This is a genomic window from Synechococcus sp. CCAP 1479/9 (genome assembly GCF_019038535.1).
Lineage (GTDB): Bacteria > Cyanobacteriota > Cyanobacteriia > PCC-6307 > Cyanobiaceae > Cyanobium.
This window is the reverse complement of record NZ_JAFKRK010000026.1, coordinates 31092-50837: the sequence shown is the minus strand read 5'-3', so window position 1 is coordinate 50837 and position 19746 is coordinate 31092. Positions and strand designations below refer to the sequence as shown.

The following is a 19746-nucleotide window of genomic DNA, read 5'->3' as shown; positions in this document are numbered from 1 at the left end:
CGTCCCCTTTGGGGGGCCATGAGGAGAAGCCACCCGAGGAGGGTGGCTTTTCTGTTGGCGTGTGTTGTGGCTGCAGCCCAACCCCCTCAGGATGGTTCTACTGAGCATGGGCCCCGTGCCGGGGACAGGGCAGGATGCAGGCATGCTGCAGCCCCAACCCCTGACGATGGTTCTGTCGTGAAATGGCGTCGTCGCTTTCGTCCTTTCTGGAAGGCCTATCTGCTGTGGCTGCGGGCGGACTGCGTGGACCTGAGTGCCGCTTTCGCCTATCACACGCTCCAGTCGTTCTTCCCGGCCCTGCTGATTGCACTGTCGGTGGCCTCGCGGCTCCTCGGTCGGGATGTGGAACGGTTCGATCGGCTGATCGTGCTGGTCGGCCAGGTGCTGCCCGCCTCCGCCCTGCCTGGCTTTGAGGCCACCTTGAGGCGCTTCACCAACCAGGGATTCGGCGCCGGCATCCTCGGCCTGGTGCTTCTGGCCCTGAGTGCCAGCAACATCTATCTCACCCTGCAGCGCGGGGCCGATCGGCTCTGGTGGAATCGGCCCTTCGGCTTCGATCACCTGCGCTGGCAGGAGCACGTGCGTCGCTTCCTGGCGCTGCGCCTGAAGGCTCTGGTGCTGCTGCTGTTTGTCGGCCTGTTGATCGTTGTCGACCAGCTCTTCAGCACGGTGCGGCTCTTCGGTTCCAGGGGCTTCCATGATCAGCTGCAGGCCTTCCTGCCCAAACCCCTGCTGTGGGTCAGCTCCCTGTCCTTCGGACTGGATCTGGTCGTCTCCCTGCTGATCGGTTTCGGCGCCACCCTGCTGTTCCTGTGGATGCTGCCGTCGCGGCGGATTCCCTTCCACCCCCTGATTCCTGGGGCCCTGCTGGTGAGCGGCAGCCTCACCCTCTCCAACCTGCTGCTGGGCAGGAGCCTGCTCGCCCTCGGGGTGCGCTTTCAGGCCTACGGGGTGGTGGGCGGTGTGCTGCTGTTGACGCTCTGGGTCTGGCTGGTGGGTGCCGTGCTCTATTTCGGCCAGTGCTTCAGTGTGGTGCTTTCCGGCGGTGCCGCTGGGGGGCCATCGACACCTCTGCCACGCTGAGGATCGGCCCGTTTCGGGTCAGGATGGACGGATCTGATTGGATCGACCCTTGGCCAAGCCTGCCCTCAGGATCCCGCCTCTGCCGGCCAGCCTGGCGCTGGTGTCCATGGCCGTGGGCGCGGTGGTGCTGATCGGTCTCACCACCCTGGCGCTGATTCCGCTGCTGGTCGGCCTCGGCCTGCTGGCGGCCTGGCTGGTGGCGGCCCTGCTGCTCGGCTGGGCCGGCCTCGAGGGCCTGGCGGCACTGGAGCGCTGGATCGAGAACGATCCACGTTTCCAGCGCTGATGGAACGGCGCATTCCCTGGTTGTGGATCGGTGTGGCGGCGGCTCTGCTGCTGGTGCCCACCTCGGCCGGTCGCCTGCTGCTCGATGTCATCGGCGGACTCACCCTGACCCTTCTCCTCCTGCCCCTGTTGGCGGGCGGAGTGGCCTTGATCGGCTGGCAACTGCTGCGGCGTCGCCTGCGCACCTGCCCCAGCTGTGGCTTCGCCAGCCTGGGCACCGACGTCTGCCCGGCCTGCGGCAGTCTCTTCACATCCAGCGATGCTCCGGGCTCGACGCCCAGTGAACCGCCCGGCTCAATCTTCTGGGGAACCCCATCCGGCGGCGAGATCGACGCCCGCGACGTGACGATCAACGTCGACGCCGTCGATGTGGAGGCCAGCGCCAGTGGGGAAACGGGCGGCCGCGGCGGCGATGGCTCCTGAACCCGGCAAGCGCTGCGTCTGATCCGCCCTGAGCCACCAAGACCGGAACCCTTCCAGCTCTGAGCCCTAGCCGGTCTGATCCGGCTCCTCCGGGCTGAGGCGGGCCAGCTCCAGCAGCCGGCGTTCACGCAGATGCAGGAACAGGGGGGCCCCGAAGGCGAATGCGATCGTCACGCAGCTGAGCAGAACCCAGACGAGCCCGCGCATGCCGAGCCGGCGGCTCTCGCGCACCATCCAGATCGTGACGGCGGTCGCCCCGATCGCCAGATCTCTGGAGAGGGAGCGGGCGGCTGGATTGGCATTGGCCTGGCGGATGAACAGTCGCAGATCGAAGGCCGCCCCCTCGCTGCGGATGAAGTCCAGATTGGCCAGCCACGTGAGCACCGCACCCGCCACGGCCAGCAGCAGATAGATCCAGGCGATCCAGCTGATGCCGCCGGGTCCGCTGCGGGTCGACAGGGCGTCGTCACTCATGGGGTGTAGGGCGTGGGCGCCAGCTCCGGCTGGCCGGGATCCCATTGCATCACCTGCTGCTCCACCCGGGACAGCACCGCCTCGCAGCGTTCGGCATAGGCCAGCGCCCGCTGATAGAGGTCGGCCATCGACTCCACGTCCAGGTCCTGGTCCTGCAGCTGGGCCAGACAGAGCTCGAGGGCCGTCTGGGCCTCCCGGAAGCTCAGGTCCTGGGCCACGTCGTTCACGTCGTTTCCCTCGTCAGCGGCGTCCTGGCTGGAGACGTCACCGGCGGGCTGGGCAGAGGCTCTGGATCGGGGCGAGGGCTTGGCCATGGGAGCAACGGGGGACAGGGGTGGCATGGAGTCCGCGGCGGGCCTGGCGGAATCGATGGAGGGAACCTGGGGTGTGGGGAGCCAGTCGCGGGACGTTGGTCGCTGGACGTTGGGAGCTGGAGGCTGGACGCTGGCCCTGGTCGGTCCGCGGTGATGGTGCTCAGGGACCCGGGCCGTCCGGCTCGACGGCCCGAACCTGCAGGGCCACCCGACCATCCGCCAGCTCGGCGGTGATCCCGGCCCCTGGCCGCAGCCCGGCCACCGAACGCAGCAGGCGTCCGTCACCATCACGGAGCAGGCTGAATCCCCGGGCGAGCAGGTGCCGCGGCGAGAGCGCCTGCAGCAGCTGGCGTCGCTGGGCCAGCCATTGGCGCCGCTGGCTGAGCAGCCGGGCAGGGTGCAGCAGGCGCAGCTGGTCCTGGCGTGCGCCCAGCCGTTGCCGGGCCGAGGCGATCCTCAGCATCAGCGTGCGGTGCAGATGGCCGCGCTCCTGCTCCAGGGTCCGGATCACCTGGCTGCGGTCCGGCAGCAGGGCCACCAGGGCGGCCGTGGGCGTGGCCGCCCGGTAGTCGGCCACCAGATCGGCGATGGTCACGTCATCCTCATGGCCGATCCCGCAGATGACGGGCCAGCGGCAGGCCGCCAGGCAGCGGGCCAGGGACTCCCCGTCGAACACGGCCAGATCCTCCCGGCTGCCTCCGCCGCGGGCCAGCACCAGGGCCTCGAGGCCGAGGCGGTCGGCCTGGCCGCCGAGGTTCTCGATGGCGGCCACGATCTGGGCTTCCACGTTCCCCTGCACGGGGATTGGCACCACCAGCAGGTCGGTGGCGGGCCAGCGTTCCCGGGCTGTGCGCAGCATGTCGGCCAGGGCGGCGCTGGGCACGCTGGTGAGCAGGGCGATGCGACGGGGCCAGCGGGGCAGCGGTCGCTTCCGCTCTGGATCGAGGAGCCCCTCCGGCTCCAACCGGCTGCGCACCTGCTCGAACTGGCGCAGGACGGTGGTCAGGCTGGGGCGCACATCCAGCACCTGCACCGTGAGGCTGGCCCGCGCGGCCCAGAAGTTGAGCTTGCCGACCACCACCACCCCATCCCCCTCCTGGGGCACGAAGCTGAGTTTCTGCAGCTGGGACGCCCAGATCACCCCCTGGATGCTGGCCTGGCCGTCGACGAGGGTCAGCCAGAGATGGCCCTTCTTCTGCTGGGGGCGCCCCACGGTGGCCTCCAGCAGGAAGCGGGGGGCGAAGCCCCGCTCCAGCAGGGAACCGATGGCCTGGTTGAGCTCGGCGACCGAGTACCGGGGGATGCCGTCGTGCTGGCGGGGGGACGCGCTGCTGCCAGGGACCGTGAGCATGGAATCAGTGCTTGAGCTGGCGGTAGCAGAGCCACCAGTAGAGACTCAGCAGACCGGCCACCAGGGCCACCACACGGCCCACCGGATGGTCGATCCGGACCAGGCCCGCTCCAGCAATCACCAGCGCGCTGCTCAGCAGCCGGGCGCCGTCGCGGCGGTTGCCGACATAGAAGCGGGGAGCGGTGGCGGACGGGGCCATCGGGGGCGCTGCCTGGGGAGGGCCTCAACCTAGGACCGCTTGGGACAGCAGCCAGAGCCATGAAAAAGCCGCCGGTTGGGCCGGCGGCCTACGCCTTGAACGGGCTTCAAGAACGCTGGTGCTGGGGCAGAGAGCCGGGCTTCAGCCGAGGCCGACCTGGGCCAGAATGCCTTGGCCGGTGAGAATTTCGGTCGCCAGGCCGATCACGAAGCCCATCATGGCCAGGCGGCCGTTCCAGGTTTCGGCGAAGTTGACGAAACCGAAGCGGGGCTGGGAAGCGTCAGACATGGAAGGAACCCTCGGTGGAGACCTGACTGTAACGAAACATGGAGTGGTCTTGACAGTGGCAGGGGCTACAAAGGCGGGTGTGGGTTGCACGGTTGACAGCCGCGCCCGGCCATGGCAATGAGGCCTCCGCTGGTGTCCGGGCCCGGCGCCGGCTCCGTCTGGGGACCAGGGTTGGAGGACCGCCGGCGGGCGCCCCGGGCCCGCCTCGAGCGCCATCTGGCGGCGCCCCTTCCAAGCGAGACCGATCTGGTGCTGGTCACCGACCTCGACGGCACCCTGCTGGAGGGGTCCGTCCAGACGCGCCGCCGGGTCTATCGCTGGCTGGCCTCCCAGCGCCACCGGGTCCTGCAGGTGTTCAGCACCGGCAGGGATCTGCGCTCCGTTGCCCGGTTGCTGACTTCGGAGGCCGCCCTGGGACTCCATCCCCCCCATCTGGTGATCGGTGATGTGGGCTGCACCGTCGCCTGCGGCGCCAGCCTCACCCCCCTGGCCCTGGCCCTGGAGCCGATCGAGGCCCTCTGGCGGGGACGGGCGGAAAAGGTCCTGCCCCTGCTGGCCCTGGTGCCGGGCCTGTCCCCCAAGCCCCTCAGCAGCGACCGGCGCCTGGCCTACGGCATCGACCCGCTCCGGCTCGACACCAGCCGGCTGGCGGCCATCGAGGCCCATGGGGTGGATTGCCTGGTCTCGGGCGACAAGTACCTCGACGTGCTGCCGCCCGGCGTCAACAAGGGCAGCACCCTGCTGGGCCTGCTGGAGTGGTTGGAGCTGGAACCGGCCCGGGTGGTCACCGCGGGGGATTCCCTCAACGACCTGGCCATGTTCGAGACCGGCCTGCAGAGCGTCATGGTGGGCAATGCCGAGCCCGCCCTGGTGCGGGCCCTGCCGGGGCTGGCCCGCACCTACCGGGCCCGCGCCCATGGCTGCATGGGCATCCTGGAGGGACTGCGCCACTTCGGCTTCGGCCATCTGCTCGAGGGCCTGCCCTAGGCAACGCTCAGCGACTCTCCCCGCGTGCCTCCCGGGCCAGGGCCGCCTTGGTGCGGGCACTGGCGACGCCCTGGCGGGGATCCTCGGGCCAGGGGTGGCGGGGGTAGCGGCCGCGCAGCTCCCGGCGCACCTCGGCGTAGCCCTGGCTCCAGAAGCCGGCCAGGTCGCTGGTCACCGCCGCCGGGTGTCCTGCCGGAGACAGCAGCTCCACCCGCACCGCCAGTCGGCCGTCCAGCACCGTCGGCCCTTCCAGGCAGCCGAACATCTCCTGCAGCTTCACGGCCAGCACGGGCGTGCCGCTGCCGTAGTCCAGGGGCACCCGGCGGCCGGACGGCACCGGCTGGCTGAGGGGCAGCAGCCGATCCAGCTCCCTGCGCAGGGCCCAGTCCAGGTCCCCCCAGAGGATTTCCGAGAGGTCGAGCTGCTGCAGGTCCTGGAGGCTGCGCAGGCCGCCGATGTGGGGGGCCAGCCAGGCCCCCGGGTCCTGCTGTAGCCGCTCCGGTGAGCGGTCGGGCCAGGGCGCCCCCAGGTGCCGGTGGGCCAGCATCAGGCGCTGCTGCAGCTGGCGGCTGGTGCGGCACCAGGGGAGCACCTCCAGTCCGAGCCGTTCGAGACCCTCCAGCAGGGCCCGCTCCACCAGCTCCCCGCTGGCGTCCGGCCAGGGGCGGCGCTCCAGCACCAGGGCCCCGCTCCGCCGCAGCCGCTCGCACCGCACCCGCTGGTCGGTGCCGTCCCAGCGGGCTTCGGTCTCCTCCTCGACCTCCCCCGCCAGCAGCTCCTCCAGGCCGCTGCGGGAGAGGGCCACCGCCAGCCGCACCCGGGCCTCCTGGCCCTGGCCGTCGACGCTGGCGATCGCCAGGGCTTCGGCGGTGGCCAGGGGATCCCCCGGGGGCAGCACGGCGCCGCGACCGCCGCGCATCAGGAAGCGCCCGTCGCCCCGGCCCCGCCCCAGGGCCAGCCGTTCCGGATAGGCCCAGGCCAGCAGCTGGGCGGCACGGACGTCGTCAGAGTCACCGCCGGCGGCGCTCGCTGCGGGGGCCGCCACCGGGGCCGCCACCGTGGCCGCCGCCGTCCGCCCCTCCCGGAGCTGGCGCAGCAGCTGGGTCTGGAGGTTGGTCCAGGGGGCCCGGCCAGAGCCGCGCCCACTCCCCTCCGGGCCCGGGCTGCGCCGCAGCCAGTCGAGGCGCCGCATCAGATCGCTGCCGGCCTCGCGGCGATCGAGGGGATCGCGCTCGCTCAGCAGCACGGCCACGGCCGTGGCGAGGGACTCCCAGCCCCTTTCCCTGGCCCGCAGCAGCATGTGGGCCAGGCGCGGATGCAGGCCCAGCCGGGCCATGGCCCGCCCGTGGCCGGTGATGCGCCCCTGGTCATCGACGGCCCCCAGCTGCAGCAGCAGGCCACGGGCCTCCGCCAGGGGCCGGCGGGGGGGTGCGGTGAGCCAGGGCAGGCTGTCGTCCTCCGTTTCGCCCCATTCCGCCAACTGCAGGGCGATGGGCAGGGGATCCACCTCGAGCAGCTCCGGGGGATCGAAGGCGGGTCGGCGCTGCTGCTCCGCCGGCGACCAGAGCCGCAGGCATCGCCCCGGACCCAGGCGCCCGGCTCGGCCGCTTCGCTGCTCGGCGCTGGCCTGGCTGGCGGGCTGGGTGACCAGCCCGTCCATGCCCGTGGCCGGGTCGAAGCGGCTGCGTCGGCTCAGGCCGCTGTCGATCACCAGGGTCACCGCCGCGATCGTGAGCGAGCTCTCCGCCACCGACGTGGCCAGCACCACCTTCCCCCCCGCCCCCTGGGGAGCCGCAATGGCCCGTCCCTGGGCCGCCAGCGGCAGCTGGCCGTGCAGGAGGGCCACCTCCAGCTCCCGGCCCCAGGCGGTGTCCTCGATGGCCCGCCGCGCCGTCTCCAGCTCCCCAAGGCCCGGCAGGAACACCAGGGCGGTGCCCCGGGGTTCGGGTTCGGCCAGCCAGTGGCCTTCGAGGGCCCGCAGCACCTGGCGCTCCAGTCGCTCGTCCGGCCGCGGCGGCTGGTAAGTCACCGCCACCGGATGGCTGCGGCCTTCGCAGCTGATCATGGCGGCCCCATCCAGCTCGCTCGCCAGGGGCGCCAGATCGAGGGTGGCGGACATCACCAGCAGGCGCAGTTCGGGACGCAGCAGGCTGCGGGCCTGGCGCACCAGGGCCAGGGCCAGATCCGCCTCGGCCTGGCGCTCATGGAATTCGTCGAAGATCACGCAGGCCACCCCGTCCAGGGCGGGATCGGCCTGGAGCCGGCGCAGGAACAGGCCCGCGGTCACCACCTCCAGCCGGGTGGCCGCCGAGGTGCGGGACTCCAGGCGCACGCTGTACCCCACGCGCTCGCCGACGGGTTCACCGAGGCCGGCGGCGAGGCGCTGGGCAGCATTCCGGGCCGCCAGCCGCCTCGGTTCCAGCAGCAGCAGGCGGCCCTCGGCGCCGAGGCTCTCGAGCAGGGCGAGGGGAACCCGGGTGGTCTTGCCGGCGCCGGGTTCGGCCTGGAGCAGGAGGGTGGATCCGGGCCCGAGGGCGGCGGTGATGGCCGCGAGGCGGCCGTCGATGGGCAGGGGCTGGTTCAGCGCACGTGGCGGAGGCCATCCACCGGGTGGTAGGCCTCTCCGGTGGTTTCCTCGTAGACGATGGCGGGAAGGCCGGTCTCGAACATGGTCTGGAGCGCCTCCTTCAGGTAGGGGTTCCAGCCGCCGGTGGTCACCTTGCCGTGGCGCACGGTCCAGTCCCAGGTGCCCTGGAGGTCACGGGGGATGCGGCCCTCCCGGTCGCGCCGGGCCACCAGATCCTGGGATTCGACGATGCCGACCAGGATCGGATCCTTGCCGTAGGACGGCGTCAGGCTGAGCTCGAGCCGGATCGGGTCGTCCTTCACCATCTTGAGTCGAAACCGTGGCGGCAGCTTCAGTGCTCCGAGCACGGCCGCCACGATTCGCGTTCTCTGATCCACCATCGATCTCCGCCGGTTGGCGCATTCACCACAGGGAGCCTATTCAGCGGCCGGCCGGCCGCGCTCAGGTCGGATCGGCGGGGAAGGCGGGCTGCTCGTTGTCGCCACTGAAACGGACCGTCAGCAGGTCCTCCTGGGTGAGCTGGCCGTCCGCGTCCAGCAGCTCCGGGTGGATGGTGAGACGGCCGGTGCGATCACCGGCGGGGCCGGCTGGATCGGTGGCGGCGGCTCCGGCATCACCGGGACGGGGAATCGCACGGAAGCCCTGGCCCATGACCCGGAACGCCTGCCACAGCAGAACGATGAAACAGGCCCCGTAGACGATCGGGAAGATCTGCGAGAGGAGGGAGGTCATGGCGCGATGGGAACCCCGCAGTCCGCGGACTCTCCCCCATCATCACCCGTCCGACGGAGCGGTGGTGGTGGCCAGCATCCAGGCCCAGAGGGAGGTGCAGGCGGCTCCGAAGGCGAGAAAGGCCAGTAGCAGGCGGCTTGTGTCCATGACCCGATAAGAAACTTTACAAAGCATAGCCGGTCAGGCCGGTTTGCCTCCCCTTTCTCCTTCCCGGGGACTTCCCTACGGTTTTTCCATCTGAGCTTCTTCACGATGCGTTCCTCCCGCGTTCTTGCCGCGGCCGCCGCCGGGCTGGCCACGGTCACGGCGGCGGCCACCGCCACGGTCACGGCCACCACGGCCCTCGTCAGCCCGACCCTCACCTCCCCCGCTCTGGCCCAGCCGGCCGCGGCCGTGCTCGGGCGGCAATCCTTCGTGGCGGCGGCGATCCGTCGGGCGGGCCCGGCCGTGGTCACCATCGACACGGAACGCACCGTCCAGTCGGCCGCCACCGGCGGCCTGCCCCGGGGTCTGCTGAACGACCCCCTGTTCCGCCAGTTCTTCGGCATTCCCCAGCAGGGTGCCCCCTCGCGGCGCACCGAACGGGGCCAGGGAAGCGGGGTGATCCTCCAGGCCGATGGGCTGGTGCTCACCAACGCCCACGTGGTGGACCAGATCGACCGGGTGACCGTGGGTCTCGAGAACGGCCAGCGCGTCGAGGGGCGGGTCGTGGGCCTCGACAAGCTCACCGACCTGGCGGTGGTGCGGCTGGTGGGGGCGGGCCCCTGGCCCGTGGCGCCCCTGGGCAATTCCGATGCCCTCCAGGTGGGCGACTGGGCGATCGCGGTGGGGAACCCCTTCGGCCTCGACAACACCGTCACCCTGGGGATCATCAGCAGCCTCAACCGCAACGCCAGCAAGCTCGGCATCACCGACAAGCGGCTGGATCTGATCCAGACCGACGCCGCCATCAACCCGGGCAACTCCGGTGGACCGCTGCTGAACGCCGACGGCGAAGTGGTGGGAATCAACACCCTGGTGCGTTCGGGGCCGGGGGCCGGACTGGGCTTCGCCATTCCGATCAACCGCGCCCGCGGCATCGTCAGTCAACTGGTGGCGACCGGACGGGCCACCCACCCCATGATCGGCGTGGGGTTGGATGAGGTCCGGGCGGGAAGCGGCTCCGGGGTTTCCCAGGGTGCGGTCGTGGTTTCGGTTCAGCCCAACGGACCGGCGGCTCGGGGCGGTCTCAGGACCGGTGATGTGATCGTCGCGGCCCAGGGGGCCGTGGTGAAGGATCCCTCCCAGGTGATCAACGCCGTCGAGCGGGCGGGGGTGGGGGGAACCCTCAACCTGACGGTGAACCGTCAGGGGGCGATGGTGAACCTGCGGCTCATCCCTGGCGACATGGCCCTGCTGCGTCAGGGATGAGGAGGTTGCCCGAGCTCATGGCCTAGAGGAGGCTTGAGCTCGGCTCTCAGAGGACGTCCATGCCCCCCTTGCTGTTGTCGGGGCGAAGGGCGTCCAGCAGGCCGGCGTCCATGGTGAGTTCGGCGCCGAAACGGGCGGGAGCGCCCAGCTGCTGGCGCATGACCCACTGGGTGGCGGCCTTCTGGCTTTGCCAGGCCTGCAGCAGTTGTTTGGCCAGACCCCGCAGGACCTGCGGATCCCCCGTGGCGTCGATCGCCCGGGTCATACGCTCCAGTTCGAATTTCTGACCGAGGCTGAGGGCGAGAGGTTCGGACATGGTGGGCTGTGCGATGGGGCGTTTCTGACCGGCCCAAAGCTACGAACTGTTTCAAGATGCCACGTAGCGGCTGTTACAGGGCCTAAGCCCCGGTCAGGAAATCCGCTCAACCCTTCCCTCTGGCCCGTTTCCCCTTGCCACCGGCCCTGAGCGGCGGTACGGGAAGGGGCCTGTCCCGGCGGCCCGGCCCTGTCCCGTCACGGCCAAGCCCCCGTCCCCGGCCCCGTCTCAGTCAGTGGCCCCGTCTCAGTCCGCAGCGCCCGCGTGAACTCAGTGGCGCTCGCGCAGCTCGTCCACGCAGCGGGTGACGCACTCTCCGTCCTCCAGGGAACAGGTGGTGATGCATTCGAAGTACACCTCCATGGCATCGCTGGTGCCGGCGGTGTCCTCGCGGTCCGCAGTCCAACCGTCGGTGACGACGTTCTGGATGGTCATCGCTGCTCCTGGATGGGTGACCCTGTCAGCCTATGCACACAGAACCGCCCACACCAGAGAAATGAGTCTTCCTGCCTAGGCAACGATGAAGTTGTATTTTGCGCCGCGTCCCTGACGGGACCGCGTCAGCTGTCGGCCGTGCCCGCGGCTTTCCCCTTGGACGTGCCGCCGCCCTTCTGGGCGGCTTTGGCCTTCTGCTTCTGCCGCTGTTCCTCGCGTCTGGCGGCGAGGCGGCGCTCCTGCTCCAGCCGCTCGCTCTCTTCGGCCTCCTCCCGTTTCTTCTCCTGGTAGTAGGCGTAGTCGCCGCGGTAGAGCACCAGTTCTCCGTCACGCACCTCGACGATCCGGTTGGCCACCCGGCCGATGAAGAAGCGGTCGTGGGAGACGAGCAGGGCGGCACCCTCGTAGGCCATCAGGGCCTCCTCGAGCATCTGCTTGGCCGGGATGTCGAGGTGGTTGGTGGGCTCGTCGAGCACCAGCAGATTGCAGGGGGTGAGCAGCATCAGGGCCAGGGCCAGCCGCGCCTTCTCGCCACCGCTGAGTTTGGCCACCGGCTTGAACACCGTGTCGTTGCTGAAGCCGAAGCTGCCCAGCAGGGAGCGGACCTGGGTCTGGGTCCAGTCGGGAACGGCCTCGAACAGGGTGTCGATCACCGTCTTGGCCAGATCCAGGGCTTCGGCCTGGTTCTGCTCGAAGTAACCGGCCACCACGTGGTGCTCCCCCAGGCCCGCCTGGCCCTCGAGGGGGATCTCGTAGCCCATCACCAGCCGCAGCAGGGTGGACTTGCCCGCGCCGTTCGGGCCGACGAAGGCGATCCGGTCGCCCCGCTCCACCTCCAGGTTCGCCCCCAGGAACAGGATCTGGTCGTCGTAGCCGTGGGTGAGGTTCTCGATCGCCGCCACCACCCGACCCGAGCGCGGGGCGGGGGGGAAGGCGAAGCGCGGCCCGCTCACCGATTCCAGCGGCGCCTCGATCCGCTCCACCTTCTCCAGCAGCTTCTCGCGGCTCTTGGCCTGGGTGCTGCGGGTCGCACTGGCCCGGAAGCGGTCGATGTAGGCCTGCTGGCTGCTCAGTTCCTTCTGCTGGCGCTCGAAGGCCGCCTGGCCGGCCTCCCGCTCCAGGGCCTTCTGCTCGAGGTGCTGGCTGTAGTTGCCCAGGTAGGTGCGCGAGACGCCGCGTTCGGTCTCGACGATCTGGTTGCAGACCCGGTCGAGGAAGGCCCGGTCGTGGCTGATCACCACCAGGGGAACCGTCTGATCCACCAGGTAGCTCTCCAGCCACTGGATCGTCTCGACGTCGAGGTGGTTGGTCGGTTCGTCGAGCAGCAGCAGATCCGGCTCCTGCAGCAGGATCTTGCCCAGGGCGATGCGCATCTGCCAGCCGCCGGAGTAGTCCCCCACGACCCGCTCGGCGGTCTCCTGGGTGAAGCCGATGCTGGGCAGCAGCTTGTCGATGCGGGCATCCAGCTCGTACCCATGCAGGGCCTCGAAGCGGCTCTGCAGCTGGCCGAGCTCGTCGATCAGCCGGTCGAGCAGGTCCGGATCGGCGGCGGCCTCCTCGCTGGCCATCGCCTCCTCCACCTGCCGCTGGCGGTTGAGCACCTCGGCCGCCTCACCAAAGGCCTGGAACAGCTCCTGGCGGACGCTGCGGGCGAGGTCGACATCGAACTCCTGCTGCAGGTAGGCGATGCGGGGATCCCCCTGCCGCACCACCTGGCCGCTGGTCGGCTCCTCCAGCCCGGCGATGATGCGCATCTGGGTGGATTTGCCGGCCCCGTTGACCCCCACCAGGCCGATCCGGTCCCCCGCTTTCACCTCCCAGGTGATGTCCTTGAGCACCTCACCGGTGGGATAGATCTTGCCGATGCGTTCGAGGCGCAGCACGGAGCGGAAGGCGGTCGCGGTGTGCGCATCATCCCCTGCGGGGCGTCCTGCAGACTGTCGAACGGGTCCGGTCGCGTCGTCAGGATGATCAAGCGCCTCGAGCAGATCGCGGCCCTGGTGGTGGCGGCGGGCCTGGCGCTGACGAGCTACTGGCTGTTCTTCAGCTGGGCCCAGGGAGGGGGATCCCAGCGTCGGGAACAACCCCGCCGGCCCCAGCAGGAGGGCCTCCGGTCGCCGGCCTCAGAGTCCGCCCCGGGCCTTGATCAGCCATTGCTTGGTGGCGCCGTCATCGAGGCCGGCCAGATGGGCCTTCACCTCCTCCGCGCTGACCGGCAGGCCCTCCTGCTCGCCGAGGGCGACGATCCTGCGCAGGGCGCCACTGGGGTCCTGAAGGGCCTGGCGGAACAGTGACTGGGTGAGCTCCACATCGTTGCTGATGCGTCCGTAGAGCTCAGCGGCGTTGCCGGTGGCGTTGCTGGTGGTCATCCTGGCCGGGATTCTTTCCTGACCTTATGGGCTGGGGTGCCGTGGGCGCAGCCCCTGCGAATGGTTCGTGAGGGAGGGGGCGCGCCGGATCAGGCGGCACGCGGACTGGTGTCCTCCTCGGCCCCGCTGGCGGAGGCGTCCTCCATGCTGCGGGCATCCAGGCAGAGCACCTTGCGCAGCTGGGCGTAGTTGGCGGCCAGGGACTGGCGCCCCTCCTGCTGGGCGCCGAACTCGGCCCGCTGCAGCACATGGTGCAGATGGGTGAGCAGGTAGGTGCTGATCACGGCCGACACCAGCACATCGCTGCGTTCCGCCGTGCTGCGCCGCCGGCTCTGGCGGGTCTTGGGCTGCAGGGGGGTCTCGGAAGCGGTCGGACGGGGCTGGGTGGTGCGGGCCATGGCGGAAGCGGCCGGTGGGCCGTCGGAGAGGACGGGTTGGGGACGGGGGCGTGGAGCAGGTGGGCTTGGGCCTGGTTTTGGACTGGGTCTGGGCCGGTCTGGAGCTGGAGAAGGGGTTCCCGAGGGGCGGGATGGTCCACAACCCTACTTTTGGATACTACCCATGACGGTCACTGTACACTTTTTCCTATCCCGCCGGATCCCAGCGGCACCCTCTCTTCGGCCCCCACCCAGAGGCACCGTGCCCACCCGTCAGACCTCCTCCAGCGGCAAGCCCAAGTCGCCGCGGATCCAGGTCGTCCTGCCGGAGGAGCTCTGCGCCCGTCTGGCCGCCCTGGCGGAGAGCGAGTCGCGCACGGTCAGCAACATGGCCAAGGTGCTCATCCAGCAGGGGGTGGAACGGCTGGAGCGGCAGCGTCCCCCCGAGCCGGCCGCGGCCCCCTACCCACTCGGGCCCGCCGTCGCCGCCGATCGCTTCCGCCGCGAGCTCGAGCAGCAGGAGCAGGCCGGCACCCGTCGGCTGCGGGGTGCGCCCCGCCGGCTGCGCCTGCGCCAGCCCCCCTCAGCCCCCTGACGGCGGCGGCAGGGCCATCACGCCCAGCACCGCGGCCCGCCGGGCCCCGGTGACCGAGGGCAGAGAGCCCGGATGGCCGCGGTGCCGCCACCAGGCCAGCAGGGCGAAGGCCAGGGCCTCCCGCTGGTCATCGGCGATGCCCTGGCTGGCCAGCGGCAGCACCGCCGTGCCGTGGCAGCGCCGCCGCAGCTGCTCCATCAGGAAGCCGTTGCGGGTGCCACCGCCGGCCACCAGCAGCTCCAGCGGCCGGGGGCGTTGGGGCCTGGCCAGGTCCTGGCCCACCACCGCCGCACTGAAGGCCGTCAGGGTGGCCAGGGCATCGGCCGGCTCCACAGCGGCGCCGAGCTCCGCCAGGCGCCGATCGAGATCGGCGGCCCCGAACAGCTCCCGGCCCGTGGACTTGGGCGGCGCGGCCTGGAGGTAGGGCTCCCTGAGCCACTGCTGCAGCCGTTCCTCGTCGATGCGGCCCTGCCGCGCCCAGGCCCCGTCGGCATCGAAGCTCAGCCGACCGCCGCTGAAGCGCGCCACCGCCAGATCCAGGAGCGTGTTGGCCGGGCCGCAGTCCCAGCCCAGCACCGGCGCCTTCCAGTCGGGACCGGCGGGGGGAGGCAGCAGGGTGAGATTGGCGATCCCCCCCAGGTTGAGCAGGGCCCGCCAGCCGCCGATCCTGCCCAGCAGGGCGGCGTCGGTCGCCGGCACCAGGGGGGCGCCATGGCCGCCGAGGGCCAGATCGATGCTGCGGAAGTCGAACACCACCGGCCTCCCCAGCAGCTCCGCCAGCAGGGGCCCCTGCAGCAGTTGCCAGCTGGCCCCGCGGCGCTCCCCCTCCGGCGGTCGGTGCCAGAGGGTCTGGCCGTGGCAACCCACCAGCTCGGCCCGGCCGTCCGGATCGCAGGCGCGGGCGGCCAGGGCCTGCTGCTCGGTGAGCTCCTCGGCCAGGCTCAGCAGGGCGGCGGCGTCCTGGGGAATCCCCTGACCGACGGCCACGAGCCGCTCGCGCAGGTCCGCCGGGTAGGGGGTGTGGGCACTGGCGAGGATGCGCCAGCGCGGCCGGGCCAGGCGACCCTCCAGGCTCACCAGCACCGCATCGATGCCGTCGGCGCTGGTGCCGCTCATCAGCCCCAGCACCCGCATGGCTGTGCTTCGCAAGGGAATCAGTGGGAAGGCAGGGCCTCGAGGGCTTCGCTGCTGCCCATCACCACCAGCAGCTCGGAGGCATTCAGCACATGGGAGGCGGGCGGGTTGACCGTGAGCTGGTTGGCGGGGCCCGCCGCCAGCACGCTGACGTTGTAGTTCTTGCGCAGGTTCAGGTCCCGCAGCGATTGGCCGACGAAGGAGCCGGGCACCTTGATCTCCTCGATGCTGTTGCGGTCGTCGAGGCGGAGGCGCTCCAGCAGGTTGGGCCGGACCAGCTCCATGCCCAGGCGGGTCCCCTGCATCTTCGAGGGGAAGACCACCTTGTCGGCGCCGACGCGCCGCAGCATCTTCTCGTGCAGATCGCTGGTGGCCCTGGCGATCACCTGCCGGACCCGGCTGCCTACGCCGTCCTTGACGATCAGGGTGGCCGTGATGCTGGCTTCGATCGGTTCGCTGATCGCCACCACCACCGTGCCCACGTCGAGGGCGCCGGCGGCCCTCAGGGCCTCCTCGTCGGTGCAGTCCACCACGCGGGCCTCAATGGCCGGATCCATCTGGCGCAGCTCATCGATGGCCCGCTGGTTGAGGTCGACCGCCAGCACCTCGGCCCCGTGGCGCAGGAGCTCCTTGCACACGGCACTGCCGAAGCGGCCAACGCCGATCACGGCGTAGCTGTTGGAGGTGTCGGTCTCGCTGCCCTGCCACTGCCACCACTGGTTCATGAGGACGACGTTTTCATGAGGACGACGTTGCAAGGAGCATGGGGCGCTGATCAAAGGGAACCGGGCTCAGATGTAGAGCTCCTCGCGGGGAAAACCCACCCGATTCTGGGGCCGGCTGCCATAGACGGCAGAAAGCAGAAGGAGAATACCGATCCGGCCCACGAACATCCCCACCATCAGCACCAGCTGCCCCCAGCGGTTGAGCTGACTGGTGACCCCGACATCCAGGCCCACGGTGCCGAAGGCGGAGACGCAGGTGAACAGCTTCTCCAGGAAGGTGAAGGCCTCGCTTCCCGGAGTTCCGGCGGTGGTGTTGCCGAGCCCCAGCACCAGGGCCATCAGCAGGATGAACAGGCCCGAACCGACGGTGACACCCACCGCCTTGAGAATCACCTTGGCGGGAATCTCGCGGTTGCGCACCACCACCTCGTCGTGGCCGCGCAGGGTGGAGCGGGTGGCGGCGAGCAGGGCGGCAAAGGTGGTGGTCTTGATGCCGCCTCCCGTGCCGCCGGGGCTGGCACCGATGAACATCAGGATGATCATCAGCAGGATGCCGGCGTCGGAGATCGTCTCCAGGGTCAGCGGCACGGTGTTGAAACCGGCGGTGCGGGTGGTGATCGACTGGAAGATCGTCACCTGAAGCTTGTCCAAGAGACTGAGCTGCTCCACCATCCCTTCGGTGGCGAAGTGCTCGGTGAACAGCAGACCCAGCGCCCCCACCACGATCAGCACGATCGTGGTGCGGATGACCAGGCGGGTGTGCAGGCTGAGGCGGCGGATGCGGGCCAGCCGGAAGCGGTTGACCCAGATGTCATTGGTGACCCGCCAGCCGATGCCGCCCATGACGATCAGCAGGCCGATTACCGCATTGACGACGGGTTGGCTGCGGTAACCCACCAGATTGTCGCGCCACAGGCCGAAACCGGCGTTGTTGTAGGCGCTGATGCAGTGGAACAGGGAGGCCCAGAGCCGCTGACCCTTGTCTGGAATATCGGTGAAGCCGAAGTTGTAGAGCGTCAGCGTGCCGATGCCGATGACGATGCCGGCGATCAGGAGGATCTGGTTGAGGGTGGGCCCGATGCCGCCCACGCCGAATTCATCCAGGGCACGGCCCTTGTCGAGGCGCTGGCGCAGGCCGGAACGCCCCTGGACGAAGCCCTGCAGGAAGGTGGTGATCGCCATCAGGCCCAGGCCACCGGTGAGGATCAGCCCGGCCAGGACCACCTGTCCGGGAAAGGTGAGCTCGGCCCCCACGTCGATGATCGACAGGCCGGTGACGGTGATGGCCGAGGTGACGGTGAAGAGGGCCTCCCAGAGGCCCACCTCATCGCTGGAGCAGAGCGGACTGGCGAGCAGCAGAGTGCCGAAGGTGATCACCAGCAGGCCGGTGACCACCGTGAACTGCGGCACCGACAACCGGTGCCGCCAACTCTGCCGTCGATTCATTTGTTGGGCTGGGGAGTCATCCGCAGGTAGGGACGGATCTCGGTGACGCCCTTGGGAAACTTCGCCCGGGCCTCGTCGGTGGGGATCGAGGGCACCACGACGCAGTCCTCGCCCTCCTTCCAGTTCACCGGGGTGGCCACCTGGTGGTGGTCGGTGAGCTGCAGGGAATCGATCACCCGCAGGATCTCATCAAAGTTCCGGCCCGTGCTGGCGGGGTAGGTGATCTGCAGGCGCAGCTTCTTCTTGGGGTCGATGATGAACACCGAGCGCACCGTGAGGTTGCTGAGGGAATTGGGGTGAATCATGCCGTAGAGGCTGCTCACCTTCTTGTCGCTGTCCGCGAGGATCGGGTAGTCGACCGTGGTGTTCTGGGTCTCGTTGATGTCGCCTATCCAGCCCTTGTGGCTCTCGGCGGAATCCACGCTCAGGGCGATGGTCTTGACATTCCGCTTCTCCCATTCGGCCCGCAGCCGGGAGACTTCGCCCAGTTCGGTCGTGCAGACGGGGGTGTAGTCGGCGGGATGGGAGAAGAGCACCACCCAGCTGTCGCCGGCAAAGTCGTAGAGGTTGATCGGGCCGAGCTGGGACTCCTGAGTGAAATCGGGAACGGTGTCGCCCAGTTGCAGGGTCATGGGAGAGAAATTGGCGCCGGCTGATGCTGGCACAGCAGCGGGGCCGTCGGTCGTGGCCGCGGCGGTCCAGGACTGGAGCTCCTGGAGCAGATGCTGCAGCCCCAGATCGGCCGTGGCCGAGACGAACAGCATGCCCGGCTCCAGGGCCCTGGCCCGCTCCAGCTCGCCGCTGGCGCAGCGGTCGATCTGGTTGCCGATCACCCGCCGGGGGATGGTGGCGTGGAGGGAATCGAGGATGGTCTGGACGGTGGCGAGCTGTTCGGGCCAGGCCGGATCCGCCAGGTCCACCACGATCAGCAGCCCGTCGGCGTCGAGCGCCTCCTCGAAGGTGGAACGGAACGCCTCCATCAGCTGGGGCGGCAGTTCCCGGATGAATCCCACCGTGTCGGTGACCAGCAGCGGGCCGCCGTCGGCCGCCCCCCGCCCGATCCGGCGGGTGGTGGGATCGAGGGTGGCAAAGAGCTTGTCCTCGGCCAGCACCGCCTGCTGGCCGCTGGCCCCGGTGAGGGCGTTGAGCAGGGAGCTCTTGCCCGCATTGGTGTAGCCCACCAGGGCCACCTTCGGCAGGTCGCGCCGGCCCTGGCGCAGCCGGGCCCGGTGGTCCCCCAGCCGCTGCACCTCCCGCTGCAGCCGTTCGATGCGGCGGGCGATGGCGCGCCGGTCCTTCTCCAGCTGGGTCTCGCCCGGGCCCCGGGTGCCGATGCCGCCCCCCTGCCGCGACAGGCTCAGGCCGCGGCCCGTGAGCCGCGGCAGGCGGTAGCGCAGCTGGGCCAGCTCCACCTGCAGCCGTCCGGCCCCGCTGGCGGCCCGCTGGGCAAAGATGTCGAGAATCAGTTCGCTGCGGTCGCTCACCGACAGATCGAGCAGGTTCTCCATGTCCCGGGCCTGGGCCGGCGTCAGTTCCCGGTCGGCCACCACCAGGCTGGCGCCGACGCGGCGGGCCTCCAGGGCCGCCTCCCGCAGCTTGCCCTCCCCCCAGGGGTTCCGGGTGGCGGGGCCCTGGCGTCGCTGCTCCACCCGCCCCGCCGGCACGGCGCCGGCGCTGCGCACCAGACCCTCCAGTTCGGCGATGCGACGGTCGCTCAGGGCCCGGTCGCCGCTGGTCTGCACCAGCAGCAGCACCCGCTCGGGGCCCTCCGGGGTCGGGGCCGGGGCCGCGGCGGCCGGCGCTTCCTCGCTGACGAGGGCGGCGGGATCCTGGTCGCAGAGGTCGGCCAGATCCCCCTCCAGAACGCCCTGCCAGGCGCGGTCGCCGCTGGCGGCGGGGGTGTGGATGGCCGCCGGCCAGCGTCCGCCGGCCTCCGGTTGCTGGCCGAAGCGCAGCCACAGGTCCGGGGCCAGGTCCATGCCCACCACGGCCTCCTGGGGGGAGGGCTGCAGCTGGGCCTGGCGTCCGGCCCCGGCGCAGGTGAGCAGGCGCAGGTTGTGGCCCTGGCGCCGGGAGGGGCCGGGCAGTTTCTCCAGCAGGCGAGCGGCGTGGTCCAGCTCCCCCACCCACAGCAGCCGGCAGAGCCCCCGCCCATCCACCACCAGGGTCAGGAGTAGCTCCAGGCCCCGACCCTCGACCGCCAGACGCTGCAGGGT

At 70.4% G+C, this 19746-nt stretch carries 23 protein-coding genes and 1 pseudogene; 6 read left to right on the top strand and 18 right to left on the bottom strand.

What is annotated here, in order from left to right:
• Positions 1–177: 177 nt before the first annotated feature.
• From KUG38_RS11960 to KUG38_RS11950, 3 genes are read left to right on the top strand one after another with little or no spacing between them, the layout of a single operon-like run.
• Positions 178–1083, top strand: a complete 906-nt coding sequence (locus KUG38_RS11960; RefSeq protein ID WP_216921884.1) for a YihY/virulence factor BrkB family protein — start codon at positions 178–180, stop codon at positions 1081–1083.
• 49 nt (positions 1084–1132) lie between these two features.
• A complete protein-coding gene (locus KUG38_RS11955; RefSeq protein ID WP_015109202.1) occupies positions 1133–1369 on the top strand; it encodes a hypothetical protein in 237 nt (78 codons plus the stop codon).
• Entirely contained in the window at positions 1369–1791 is a 423-nt protein-coding gene (locus tag KUG38_RS11950; protein ID WP_216921883.1) for an FYDLN acid domain-containing protein, read from the top strand. The genes KUG38_RS11955 and KUG38_RS11950 overlap by 1 nt, the downstream gene beginning before the upstream one ends.
• A gap of 66 nt (positions 1792–1857) precedes the next feature.
• Here KUG38_RS11950 and KUG38_RS11945 read toward each other — a convergent pair whose 3' ends face one another.
• The 5 genes from KUG38_RS11945 to KUG38_RS11925 all read right to left on the bottom strand — a co-directional run bounded on the left by KUG38_RS11945 (position 1858) and on the right by KUG38_RS11925 (position 4417).
• Positions 1858–2265 (bottom strand): DUF2834 domain-containing protein, encoded by a 408-nt coding sequence (locus tag KUG38_RS11945; RefSeq protein ID WP_216921881.1) that lies wholly within the window; start codon positions 2263–2265, stop codon positions 1858–1860.
• Positions 2262–2579, bottom strand: a complete 318-nt coding sequence (gene xseB, locus KUG38_RS11940; RefSeq protein ID WP_216921880.1) for an exodeoxyribonuclease VII small subunit — start codon at positions 2577–2579, stop codon at positions 2262–2264. Before xseB ends, KUG38_RS11945 begins: the two co-directional genes overlap by 4 nt.
• Before the next feature lie 160 nt (positions 2580–2739).
• The gene (gene xseA, locus KUG38_RS11935) at positions 2740–3930 is read right to left on the bottom strand and encodes an exodeoxyribonuclease VII large subunit (RefSeq protein WP_216921879.1); all 1191 of its coding nucleotides are present in this window, start codon (positions 3928–3930) and stop codon (positions 2740–2742) included.
• Between the two features lie 4 nt (positions 3931–3934).
• Positions 3935–4129, bottom strand: a complete 195-nt coding sequence (locus KUG38_RS11930) for a hypothetical protein (protein ID WP_216921878.1) — start codon at positions 4127–4129, stop codon at positions 3935–3937.
• Positions 4130–4270: 141 nt separating this feature from the next.
• On the bottom strand, positions 4271–4417 hold the full coding sequence (locus KUG38_RS11925; protein WP_015109196.1) for a CAB/ELIP/HLIP family chlorophyll-binding protein: 147 nt from the start codon (positions 4415–4417) through the stop codon (positions 4271–4273).
• Between the two features lie 132 nt (positions 4418–4549).
• Between KUG38_RS11925 and KUG38_RS11920 the strand changes: the two genes are divergently transcribed.
• Positions 4550–5404: an HAD family hydrolase gene (locus tag KUG38_RS11920; protein ID WP_353617799.1), complete on the top strand. Its 855-nt coding sequence runs from the start codon at positions 4550–4552 to the stop codon at positions 5402–5404.
• A gap of 7 nt (positions 5405–5411) precedes the next feature.
• On the opposite strand, the gene hrpB is transcribed toward KUG38_RS11920, so the two are convergent.
• The 3 genes from hrpB to KUG38_RS11905 form a co-directional block, all read right to left on the bottom strand.
• Positions 5412–7970, bottom strand: coding sequence for an ATP-dependent helicase HrpB (hrpB, locus tag KUG38_RS11915; RefSeq protein ID WP_353617800.1), 2559 nt, complete (start codon positions 7968–7970; stop codon positions 5412–5414).
• Between the two features lie 14 nt (positions 7971–7984).
• Complete coding sequence (locus KUG38_RS11910; RefSeq protein ID WP_094586552.1) at positions 7985–8368, bottom strand: DUF8663 family protein; 384 nt, start codon at positions 8366–8368, stop codon at positions 7985–7987.
• Between the two features lie 64 nt (positions 8369–8432).
• On the bottom strand, positions 8433–8723 hold the full coding sequence (locus tag KUG38_RS11905) for a DUF2973 domain-containing protein (RefSeq protein ID WP_094586525.1): 291 nt from the start codon (positions 8721–8723) through the stop codon (positions 8433–8435).
• A gap of 252 nt (positions 8724–8975) precedes the next feature.
• Between KUG38_RS11905 and KUG38_RS11900 the strand changes: the two genes are divergently transcribed.
• Positions 8976–10133, top strand: a complete 1158-nt coding sequence (locus tag KUG38_RS11900) for a trypsin-like peptidase domain-containing protein (RefSeq protein ID WP_216921877.1) — start codon at positions 8976–8978, stop codon at positions 10131–10133.
• Positions 10134–10179: 46 nt separating this feature from the next.
• Here the strand turns inward: KUG38_RS11900 and KUG38_RS11895 are convergent, their stop codons facing one another.
• The 5 genes from KUG38_RS11895 to KUG38_RS11875 form a co-directional block, all read right to left on the bottom strand.
• Positions 10180–10449, bottom strand: coding sequence for a hypothetical protein (locus KUG38_RS11895; RefSeq protein WP_216921875.1), 270 nt, complete (start codon positions 10447–10449; stop codon positions 10180–10182).
• 270 nt (positions 10450–10719) lie between these two features.
• Positions 10720–10884 carry a DUF8642 family protein gene (locus KUG38_RS11890; RefSeq protein WP_216921873.1) on the bottom strand — a complete coding sequence of 55 codons (165 nt, stop codon included), beginning with the start codon at positions 10882–10884 and terminating at the stop codon, positions 10720–10722.
• A gap of 125 nt (positions 10885–11009) precedes the next feature.
• Positions 11010–12767 (bottom strand): ABC-F family ATP-binding cassette domain-containing protein, encoded by a 1758-nt coding sequence (locus KUG38_RS11885; RefSeq protein ID WP_216921870.1) that lies wholly within the window; start codon positions 12765–12767, stop codon positions 11010–11012.
• A gap of 240 nt (positions 12768–13007) precedes the next feature.
• A complete protein-coding gene (locus KUG38_RS11880; RefSeq protein WP_094586517.1) occupies positions 13008–13253 on the bottom strand; it encodes a DUF8665 family protein in 246 nt (81 codons plus the stop codon).
• A gap of 89 nt (positions 13254–13342) precedes the next feature.
• Positions 13343–13651 carry a DUF8682 family protein gene (locus KUG38_RS11875; RefSeq protein ID WP_216921868.1) on the bottom strand — a complete coding sequence of 103 codons (309 nt, stop codon included), beginning with the start codon at positions 13649–13651 and terminating at the stop codon, positions 13343–13345.
• A 241-nt stretch (positions 13652–13892) separates the two neighbouring features.
• On the opposite strand from KUG38_RS11875, the gene KUG38_RS11870 reads away from it, so the two are divergent.
• The gene (locus KUG38_RS11870; protein ID WP_094586515.1) at positions 13893–14225 is read left to right on the top strand and encodes a ribbon-helix-helix domain-containing protein; all 333 of its coding nucleotides are present in this window, start codon (positions 13893–13895) and stop codon (positions 14223–14225) included.
• Here KUG38_RS11870 and KUG38_RS11865 read toward each other — a convergent pair.
• From KUG38_RS11865 to hflX, 5 genes and pseudogenes are all read right to left on the bottom strand, one after another.
• Positions 14214–15359 carry an anhydro-N-acetylmuramic acid kinase gene (locus tag KUG38_RS11865; protein WP_216921904.1) on the bottom strand — a complete coding sequence of 382 codons (1146 nt, stop codon included), beginning with the start codon at positions 15357–15359 and terminating at the stop codon, positions 14214–14216. The two genes, KUG38_RS11870 and KUG38_RS11865, sit on opposite strands and share 12 nt — an antisense overlap.
• A gap of 20 nt (positions 15360–15379) precedes the next feature.
• Complete coding sequence (locus tag KUG38_RS11860) at positions 15380–16084, bottom strand: potassium channel family protein (protein WP_216921901.1); 705 nt, start codon at positions 16082–16084, stop codon at positions 15380–15382.
• 66 nt (positions 16085–16150) lie between these two features.
• On the bottom strand, positions 16151–17530 hold the full coding sequence (locus KUG38_RS11855; protein ID WP_216921864.1) for a TrkH family potassium uptake protein: 1380 nt from the start codon (positions 17528–17530) through the stop codon (positions 16151–16153).
• Positions 17527–18162, bottom strand: coding sequence for a peroxiredoxin (locus tag KUG38_RS16970; RefSeq protein WP_254949307.1), 636 nt, complete (start codon positions 18160–18162; stop codon positions 17527–17529). Before KUG38_RS16970 ends, KUG38_RS11855 begins: the two co-directional genes overlap by 4 nt.
• Before the next feature lie 81 nt (positions 18163–18243).
• Positions 18244–19509, bottom strand: a pseudogene (gene hflX / locus KUG38_RS16965) (GTPase HflX); the annotation flags it as partial.
• Between the last annotated feature and the right edge of the window lie 237 nt (positions 19510–19746).